The organism is Peribacillus sp. NPDC058002 (assembly GCF_042886655.1).
Lineage (GTDB): Bacteria > Bacillota > Bacilli > Bacillales > DSM-1321 > Peribacillus > Peribacillus aracenensis.
Window position 1 is genome coordinate 16,152 of record NZ_JBHVQU010000049.1, and the last position, 9,748, is coordinate 25,899.

The window sequence follows — 9,748 nt, forward strand, 5'->3', positions numbered from 1 at the left end:
CGATCAAATCGATCGAATCTGTCACAACGATCAAATCGATCGAATCTGTCACAACGATCAAATCGATCGAATCTGTCACAACGCCGTCTTCTATCACAAAAAAACATTCAAATCCCCTCCTTTTAACACTCTTACTATAAAATATGTTGGTATGAAAACAATGAATAGACAAGAGGCCATAAATCAAGAATAAATAATCAAAGAAAATAAATTCTGGTGCCAATCGATTTTATTTCTCTATGCAACATTGAGTGTTTATCTTCTTCAACTAACGAGGCAATTAGTTATGCAAATACCCTCTGGCTCATCCAACATTGTATAAAAGCATATTATTCCCCTAGGTGAATATCTTATCGCAAAGGCAATTTTTATTATATGGAGGAGTCTGCGTGGGATACTTTATTAATGTAGAACCAGGTGTAAGAATAAATGTAGAGGATGTAAATCCTGAGGGGAATAAAACAATCCTATTTATACATGGGTGGCCTTTAAACCATAAGCAGTTTGAATATCAGTTCAATATCCTTCCAGCAATGGGATATCGATGTATAGGCATTGACTGGAGGGGCTACGGCGATTCTGATAAACCATTCAGTGGTTACAATTTTGACAGATTGGCAGATGATATAAGTGTAGTAATTGAGGCGTTACAGTTAAAAGATTTCACACTAGCAGGACACTCCACAGGTGGAGCGATTTCGATTCGATATATGGCTCGATATCAAGGTTTTGGAGTATCCAAACTAGTCCTTATAGACGCTGCATCTCCGACTAGTGTTGAAAAAGAAGTTGCAAATAAGTTCATTACAGAAACACTTAATGATCGCCCTAAAATGCTGCAAGGTGTAACGGATCTCTTTTTCTTCCAGAAAATTTCCGGACCATTCTCGGACTGGTTTTTTCAGCTAGGATTACAAGCAGCTAGTTGGTCGACAGCTGCAATCATGACATCATTAAGGGATGAAGATGTGTACAATGATCTTGGCAAAATATTTGTACCTACGTTAATTATTCACGGCATCCATGATAAAATCGTTCCGTTTACTAAAGGTCAGGAAACAAAAAATCTAATAACAAACTCACAGCTTGTACCATTTCAATACAGTGGTCATGGACCATTCTGGGAAGAGCGTGATAAGTTTAACCAGCTACTGATACAATTTATTGGATGATAGAACACTCCTGGTAACGGGTGCTTTAGTCGAACTGAAAAGTCGATCTCCTCAACGTTAAGAATCGACTTTTTTTACTTCTTCTTATAGAACTAAAGCACTCGTTATCTCAATAAGAGGTACCTCCAACATTCTTAATTTTATCCTATGAACAGTGATGGAGGAGACTATTGTGTCATTTTCCTAATTAGAGCATAAGATGATATAACCCACAATAATTTCCTCCTTAATACAAAAAGGAGATGTTTCTGTATGTCAGATGGCGGTTTTGGATTTGGTGGAGGTGGAGGTTTCGCCTTTATAGTCGTTTTGTTTATACTCTTAATCATTGTTGGAGCCAGCTTTGTTGGTGGAGGCTGCTGCTAAAAATAGTATGAAAAATAGCCGACCTTTATTGGTCGGTTTCTTCAACTAATCTCCCTCAATAAACTAAACACAATCTCACGATTGCTCTAGAATTCTTAGGTTTTCATAGTCATATCATTAACGGTTATCTATGTAAGCTCGGCATTACTCCTCAAGGATAGGGATTTACCGAAAAAAGTGTATGCTAAACTAGCCAATTATAGGAAAAAATCGGTTTAAGCATGGTTATGATTGCACTTTTGGATATCCACATGTCTCATGGAGGTCAACCCTCCCATTCACAGAGTCGATGCTCCTACATTCCTTCGTTCAACCTTTCCATGAGGTGGATGTCGGTCATGCTGCCCCACAGGATCGAGGTCCTCACGTTAGTTGCTTTGCCGACTAATCCGTGCCTTTTAAATGAGTCTTAATTAAATGACCGTGTAACCTTAAAATTCAATGAACTATGCACTGTTTGATGTACTACAAATGTTACCATATGAGGGATATCCTTTAACATCTTGTCTTCTTGAAAACGTAAATTGTTTTTTACCGATTGAAAACAGAATTCGAATAAGCTTGTTACACAAAGGCTATCAGAGATTGCATTTTCTTTAAGGGATTGTGAGAACGTGTTGTGTAATAGAGCTTTAAAAGCCTTGTTCTTTGCCACCAGTATCATGGCTGCCCGGAATAAGAGAGCCCTCAATTTCTTTCGTCCCCGTTTGGTAATCTTGGTCTGACCTTTGTGCTTTCCAGATGTGTTTTCTTTTAAACTTAAACCTGCTAATTTTACGATTTGGCGAGGATGTTGATAGTCTCTGAGGTCGCCGACCTCTGCGAAAAAACCTGATACTGTATCTCGACCGATTCCTGACACCTCTAACCTCTGTGTGACACCTGGGATATGGTCTAATAACTGATCTAATTGATGATCTAATTCTTCGAATTTCACTTGAATAAAATCATACTTCTCTAGTAAAGCTCTCAACTCTAATTTCGCCATAGCTGCTCCTTGACGAATACCAATCGAACGATTGGCTGCTTCTTTAAGTGCTCGTATCTTCTTTAAACCTATACTGCGTTTTACAACTTGTCTTAAGGAAAGTAAGAGATCTTCATCGTTTTTGTCCTGTTTTAGCTGGCCAGCTTAGGACACATTCATCCTATCAAGAGGTCTTTTTTCGTTCAAACCTCATTTTCAGTTATTACAGGAATGCTGCCCCGATAGTTCAATATGGGGTCCCACCAACATTTCGCGGAAAACATACGGTAAGACATTTTTGGAATAAAAAAGCAGGCTTTTTATACGCTAAGGATATTTTTCATCATAAACCCTCGTTGGGGTGAGTTTTAAGATGCAGTTTGTAGTATAGCTTTCTTGAAGATTTTCTATGACCAAAAGAAAAACCAAAAACAAATCACCGAAATAGTTGTTTAAGAACCGTTTTTGGTATGGCTTTATAGACAAATTTTTCTTATCGTATGTTTTCCGCGTTTTACTGGTAGGCCCCCCTTAAGAATCTTAGAAGATTATCATAGACACGCACCATTTTTTCAATATCCATCCAATAAAAAAAGCCAATCCCTTATCTATTAGGGAATTGGCTCTTTCAAATGCCTTTGATAGACTAGTTCAATTCTTTAGTTTTATAGCTGAGCTGAAAGAGTTTTTTCATTTTCTCTCTTTTTCTCTTTTTCTTTTAAAACATAGCTCAGTAAATCCAATGAAATACGGGCAGCTACTTGTCCAGTCATCCCAGTAGGATCATAAGGAGGAGCAACTTCAACTAAATCAAAACCAATTACTTCCCCCCTTTTTGCAATTCCCTCCAGCAACTCATTCACTTCATCATAAAGCAGACCACCAGGAGATGGGGTTCCCGTTCCAGGCGCTATGGAGGGATCTATACCATCAATATCAATAGTTACATAATATTTTTCACCTGCCGGAATATGTTCTAACACTTGCTCTAGACCCATTTTTCTCATTTGGCGTGGTGATAAAATGACACTTCCATATTCTCTTGCAGCATCCACATCCTCTTTTTTGCTACTGCTAATACCGCGGATCCCAAACTGGAATATTTTCTGTACATGATCCATCTCGGACAAACGGCGAATACAACTTCCGTGGCCATAACGTTGTCCTGATCGATGATCTGCCCAGTCTAAATGGGCATCTATTTGAATCACATGAAATGGGCCCAAATCTTCCAATCCCTTACCAATTGCTGCTGTGATGGAATGATCACCTCCTAATATGACTGGCATCGCACCTTTAGAAACAATTTTTCGAATCGCCTCTTCAGTATTTTCATGGCTTTGCATAAAATCCCCATGAACCATGTCAACATCGCCACAATCCACAACTTTCCAATCCGGGCCAAGATACATGATATCGTTTTCAATATCATAGGCACCATCGAGTCCGAAGCTGTACAATGTAGAACCTTCACGAATTCCTCTTGGACCCATTCTTGCTCCAGATTTCCATTGTGTACCCATATCATTAGGTACTCCAATTACCGCTACATCAGCATCCAATTGATCAAGATCCGGGCATACTGGATATTTTCCAAAAGTGCAGATTCCAGTAAATGGAAGGTTTAAAATTTGTTTTTCATCACGCTTTACCATCATTTTTTCCTCCTTTTAATCTCCAATTTTATCGAATTATTAATGCAAGTTTTGTACCAATTAATTTATGATTGAAATAGTAACGGAAAAGATTAAGTATTTGCTTCTATATGGCACCACCCGGTAGACTTTTAATATCAATCCATCAAATAGTTAATCTTGTTGAATAACGAGGTTTTTATCTACTTGGATGGCTTGTAAGGGCTTCTCTTTACCTTCATCCGGTTGAATGGTTTTGGATACGACAATCAATGCTAGAATTGCAAAAACTAAATTGACTAAAATCCCTATTGTAGCAGCAACGTGAATACTGCCTATAGCCACTAATACACCATACACTGCTGTTGAAATGGCAATTCCAAAAGAGTATCCCAATGAGCTTGCCATCTTATAAATTCCGGAAGCTACGCCCACTTTGTCATCAGCAATATTCACGACAGCTACATCTATCGAAGGCGTTGCATACATTCCAAGGCCAATCCCGGAAATTAAAAAGCCTGCAAATACGACAATGATATAAATTAAATCCGGTAAAAACGTCATAGCTGTCATACTCATACCTAACGTGGCTATGAAAGTTGCTAAAAGCATTGGCTTTCTTGCACCCATTTTTTGAAGCATTTTCTCCCCAACCCGAATCATCACAAGTACTGCAATTACGTTTCCTATGGTGAGTAACCCAGTTTGAAAAGGGGTAAACCCCCTTGCCAATTGAATATACGTATTTGCGACAACGACAGTGGCTGCAATTCCATTTTGCAAGAAGTTTGATACAACAGCTCCCGTATACGCTTTTGTTTTGAAGAGGGAAAATTCAATAAATTGATTTTTCTTTTTTCGTTCAACAGCAAAGAAAATTACTATTGTTGCCAATGCACCACCAATAAGACTGAGTGTTAACGGACTTGTCCATCCAAAATCTTGACCGCGTGTCACAATCACATTTATCATCAACATCATGATGATAAAAAGAAAAAAACCGGTAAAATCAAATTTCACTTTACTCTGCTCATCTGCTTTGCTCTCTTGAATGTTCTTTAGTAATAACATCGATAATAGAGCAATGCCGATGGAAACTACAAAAATCCATCTCCATCCCATATACGTGGCAATGGCACCGCCAACTAATGTGGTTAAACCACCACCACCCCATGATCCGAAGGACCAATAACTAAGAGCACGCTGTCTGTCTTTACCGTCAAAGGCTCCCTTAACAAGTGCAATAGTTGCTGGCATAATACAAGCAGCTGAAATCCCTTGAACCATACGGCCAATAATTAATAATGTTGCGCTTTGTGAAAAAATAATCAACAAACAGCCGATAATACTCAAAATCAACCCAATAAAGGTTAACTTCTTACGCCCTGCACGATCAGAAATACCACCAGCTGCAACAATAAAAAGACCAGAAAATAGTGAAGTTAAACTCGTAGCAATATTTAACGTTCCCAATGAAACCCCTAAATCTTTTTGGATTGCCGGGATAATATTAATCATGGATTGTGCAAACAGCCAAAATGTAAGGACAGCAAGAACTATACCGACAATAAATTTATTCGTGCCTTGATTTTTTCCCCCCATCATATTCCTCCTTTATAGAAATCCATTTCGTTGGAGAATCCATAAGATACCAAAACATAGTACACAAAAACTCATTAATAAAAACGCCTTCATTTCCTTTTAAAAGATTCCATTTTACTTACATTAAGCAAGGAACTTACTTATTAAAAATTCTTCTACTTTGTTTGATTATTTTTACCGTCCAACATTATGTCCATTTCCTTCATCATGACAGCCATAATTTGCCGTTGCCTTTGATTTATTTCAATTTCATCTACATTGGAACCATCCCACCTTTTTGTTTTTTTAACTTCGCTTTAATTATTTGCAATTTTCATGCCAATCTAAAAATTTAAACAAAACAAACAGTGTTAGTCATAATTAACTATTGTCATGTCTTTAATTTATTTCAATTTCATTGGACCCATTCTACCTCTTTATTTTTTAACTTCGCTTTAATTATCCTCAAGGGTTACTACCAATATAAAACTCAAAAAAATGGACTATAGTCAAAATTGACTATAGTCCATTAATATATTTTTGTATTTTTCGGTTTGCGGTTGATTGACTAATCCCCAATTTTTTACTCAATTTAATGCTACTGGGGTATTTCTCGAACAATTGTACAATAAACTCTTTTTCTACACTTTCTAAGTATTCATTCAAAGTCATATCTTGCTTATCCTTTTTGGATGACTCTCCGTTTATTATATCCTCAACGATCTCAAGGTCGATTTCTTTGGACTCGGTCGTTACAATTACCTTCTCAATAAAGTTACGCAATTCCCTAACGTTTCCCGGCCATTCCTGCTGGCTGAGCCAGGCAACCATTCTCGGCGTAAAATGCTTATCCATTCCGTACTTTGTATTGAATTCTTCTGTTATTTCATAAATTAAGGGAATCATTTCCTCCCTACGCTCTCTTAGGGGCGGAATCGTCAATTTAACTACGTTAATGCGATAATATAGATCTTCTCTAAATTGTTTTTTATGAATCATTTCTTCCAAGTTTTGATTGGTTGCACAAATAATTCTGCATTTCATCTCAATTTTTTTGCTTCCGCCGACTCTCATAAATGATTGGCTTTGTAAAACGGATAATAATTTTACTTGAAGATTCATTGGAAGTTCACCAATTTCATCTAGAAAAAGGGTTCCTCCGCCGGCACTTTCAAAATATCCTTTCTTTCCTCCCTTTTTTGCACCTGTAAAAGCCCCTTCTTCATAACCAAATAATTCAGATTCAATTAGGGATTCAGGTATAGCACCACAGTTTATTTCAATGATCGGTTCCTTTCTTCTTGGTGAAACTTGGTGAATCATATGTGCCAGGTGATTTTTTCCGATCCCTGACTCCCCTTCCAACAATATTGTAATGCCTAAGCTTGCCACTTTTGATACTACGCCAAGCACCTTTTCCATTTTGCTATTTTTTAAGAAAAAAGGCCTGGTTGTTTGTTTTTTCAGCTCTGCTATTTCTTCCCTGTAATGTTGTATGGCTTTTGCCACCTGTTCATTTTCTTTTTTGAGATATTCAAATTCCGTAATATCTCTGGAAAAACTTACTGCTCCGATCATTTTATTTGTCTCATCAAAAATTGGATATCCCGAGATAATCAGTTTTCTTTTGTTCTTTGTTTCTTGAATAAGAGTTTCTTCTTTTTTACTTTTTAACACATTTACAATAGCGGATGGGGAAAAAACACCTTCTTTTTCTAAATGAAAAACATTCTGACCTAACATTTTCTCATGTGGAATTCCAAATAATTTCCCTGTAGTTTTTCCAGTATAGATAATATTTCCATTGGTATCGGTAATAAAAATTTCATCAAAAGAATCCTCTAATATTCGTTTTAAAAGAATGTAAGCATGTTCCTTCAGATCCATACCGAACCCTCCTAGTCATTAATGATTATATAGTATTCAAAAATGACTAATATTTCAAACTATTCTTGATTTATTTCTTGCCGATAAGGATGATTATGTGAACTAGCGTTTTTTCGTTAGTTGAAAAAAGCATTGTTTAACAGAGTCTATTTTAAAGAAGTAACACTCAAAAAAGTTCGTAAAAGACGTTAAGGAATCGACTTTTTTTTCTTCTTCTTAATGAACTAGTCGAGTAGAAGGGAGCCTTTCTACCTTGCGGTAGATTATGTTCCTCCCCCTCACAGAACCGTACTTGCGCTTTCACGCACACGGCTCCTCCTAGTTACCATTCACAAAATGTAGCTAATCTCTTAGATTCAGATTTTGCAATTCTGCTATCCGACTCCCTACACAGCATTTGGTTTCCTAGCTTTTATCGCTTCTACACCATGCTCTTCTAACAAGAAAAGACCGGTAGGGTCTCCCGAGTTGCCGTATCATATCAATGTATAACGTGCCAGGGCCTCTGACTCCAGAGAGGTTTTACCCTTCTTGCCTTTAACGAAAGGTAAAATGTAGCTTTCTGCTGTGCGTAAGGCATCAGCCCTCTCGATTCACTAACATCATGGAGCTCAATCCCTTCAACCATTTGGCTTTCTGCGTTTTCCTTCGATTATCTAACCGAATTAACTGATTTTTAGTTTGAGAAATTTAAACATCCGTCAATAATGAGCGATGAGAGCCAAACTAAATAAGAATTCTTATAAACCTTGAGGACTAAACTATTAAGCTAATTATTTATTTCGAACCCCTTCACAAATTTTCCAATCGTTTCAAGCTCTTTTTACAAAAACTACATTTTGATTAAAGATTGATCAAAATGTAGTTTTTGCTTTAAATTAGGTATGTGATTTTTATAATAAAGTCTAACCATTTTGCTGAAACTTATTTACTAAAGCTCCCGTTGTATAATAAGAATGGCATCGTCTCCAATTTTATAAAATGCCCACAGTTATCATTTATCTCCCTGTTTAGCTTTAGTTGATAAGATTTCTTTATATCTTTAAAGCGGCCCTTATATTGATCTGTCAAGGTGGCTACAGTCCTTAATAGTATTGCTTCATTCTGATATTCATCCTTCGATGTTGGCTTCCAATGGGAGAAGACATAGATTTCAGCATCAAATTGATCGATTGTGTCTAAAAATTGAATCGTACTTTGAGTCGTATAATTCCTTTTGTTTGAATAGATATTTGCATAAATAGAGTCGCCAAGAAATAGAATTTTTCTTCTTTGATATAGATAATGATAGAATCTGGGGAATGATCGCCGCCTACATACTGCAAAAGACAAGATACTCCTCCTAGATCAGGCTCCATTCTCTGTTCAAAGGCTAAATGTGGTAATGAAATGATAATATTTCTTTCGGGCTTCCAAATTCTTTTTTGATTGCATTGGACATAATAAAAAAAGAGCAAACTTATTGAAGAGTTTACCCTTTTAGCGATACATTCTTCCATAATACTTAGAATCTCTTTATTAAGTCCTTTTTGTCTGTAATTTTTAATATAAGCCTGTTCTAGCTTATTGTATGGATCAACAATCGTTTGGAACCATGAATTTATATAATCCTTTAGTTTATTTAAATGAACCGAATATTTCTGCTGCCAATTTACGTCCTGTCGGAGTGGCAGCCAGGCCACCCTCTGCCGTTTCGCGAAGTGCAACCGGCATGGTCAATCCGATTTTATACATGGCATCGATCACTTCGTCACATGGAATGCGGCTCGTAATGCCTGCAAGTGCCATATCAGCTGCCGTTATTGCGTTGGATGCCCCCATTGCGTTACGTTTCACGCAAGGAACTTCAACCAATCCAGCCACTGGATCACAAACCAGTCCAAGCATATTTTTCAATGTGATCGCCATCGCTTCTGCGGCTTGGCTTGGCGTACCGCCGGCCATTTCTACTATCGCAGCTGCGGCCATACCACTTGCCGAGCCCACTTCTGCTTGGCAGCCACCTGCCGCTCCAGAAATGGAAGCATTGTTTGCCACCACGAAACCGAAGGCAGCGGAAGTGAAAAGAAATTCAATCATCTCTGCCCGGGTCGGGTTTAATTTTTCTTTCACGGCAAATAATGTACCGGGAACAACGCCTG

General features: G+C 37.5%; 7 protein-coding genes and 1 pseudogene. 2 read left to right on the plus strand and 6 right to left on the minus strand.

All coding sequences use genetic code 11. The features are described from left to right. The first annotated feature begins 389 nt into the window (after positions 1 to 389). Together ACFVSH_RS11525 and ACFVSH_RS11530 are read left to right on the plus strand one after the other, a co-directional pair. The gene (locus tag ACFVSH_RS11525) at positions 390 to 1,172 is read left to right on the plus strand and encodes an alpha/beta fold hydrolase (protein WP_387595162.1); all 783 of its coding nucleotides are present in this window, start codon (positions 390 to 392) and stop codon (positions 1,170 to 1,172) included. 252 nt (positions 1,173 to 1,424) lie between these two features. Continuing rightward, a complete protein-coding gene (locus ACFVSH_RS11530) occupies positions 1,425 to 1,538 on the plus strand; it encodes a YjcZ family sporulation protein (RefSeq protein WP_082527405.1) in 114 nt (37 codons plus the stop codon). 409 nt (positions 1,539 to 1,947) lie between these two features. Here ACFVSH_RS11530 and ACFVSH_RS11535 read toward each other — a convergent pair. The 6 genes and pseudogenes from ACFVSH_RS11535 to sdaAA all read right to left on the minus strand — a co-directional run. Continuing rightward, positions 1,948 to 2,634 (minus strand): annotated as a pseudogene (locus tag ACFVSH_RS11535) (transposase); the annotation flags it as partial. 536 nt (positions 2,635 to 3,170) lie between these two features. Next, a complete protein-coding gene (gene speB, locus ACFVSH_RS11540) occupies positions 3,171 to 4,160 on the minus strand; it encodes an agmatinase (protein WP_252433176.1) in 990 nt (329 codons plus the stop codon). Positions 4,161 to 4,313: 153 nt separating this feature from the next. Further along, positions 4,314 to 5,741, minus strand: coding sequence for an MFS transporter (locus ACFVSH_RS11545; protein WP_387595156.1), 1,428 nt, complete (start codon positions 5,739 to 5,741; stop codon positions 4,314 to 4,316). Between the two features lie 498 nt (positions 5,742 to 6,239). Then, complete coding sequence (locus tag ACFVSH_RS11550) at positions 6,240 to 7,607, minus strand: sigma-54 interaction domain-containing protein (RefSeq protein ID WP_387595153.1); 1,368 nt, start codon at positions 7,605 to 7,607, stop codon at positions 6,240 to 6,242. A 924-nt stretch (positions 7,608 to 8,531) separates the two neighbouring features. After that, positions 8,532 to 8,939, minus strand: coding sequence for an MBL fold metallo-hydrolase (locus ACFVSH_RS11555; RefSeq protein ID WP_387595150.1), 408 nt, complete (start codon positions 8,937 to 8,939; stop codon positions 8,532 to 8,534). A 285-nt stretch (positions 8,940 to 9,224) separates the two neighbouring features. After that, positions 9,225 to 9,748 (minus strand): L-serine ammonia-lyase, iron-sulfur-dependent, subunit alpha (sdaAA, locus tag ACFVSH_RS11560; RefSeq protein ID WP_387705984.1); only part of this gene is annotated, 524 nt, incomplete at its 5' end.

What these genes read in the sequence shown, in the direction of transcription:
- ACFVSH_RS11545 (WP_387595156.1), bottom strand. Translation starts at nt 5,741, where the DNA reads ATGGGGGGAAAAAATCAAGGCACGAATAAATTTATTGTCGGTATAGTT.
- ACFVSH_RS11530 (WP_082527405.1), top strand. Translation starts at nt 1,425, where the DNA reads ATGTCAGATGGCGGTTTTGGATTTGGTGGAGGTGGAGGTTTCGCCTTT.
- ACFVSH_RS11550 (WP_387595153.1), bottom strand. Translation starts at nt 7,607, where the DNA reads ATGGATCTGAAGGAACATGCTTACATTCTTTTAAAACGAATATTAGAG.
- speB (WP_252433176.1), bottom strand. Translation starts at nt 4,160, where the DNA reads ATGGTAAAGCGTGATGAAAAACAAATTTTAAACCTTCCATTTACTGGA.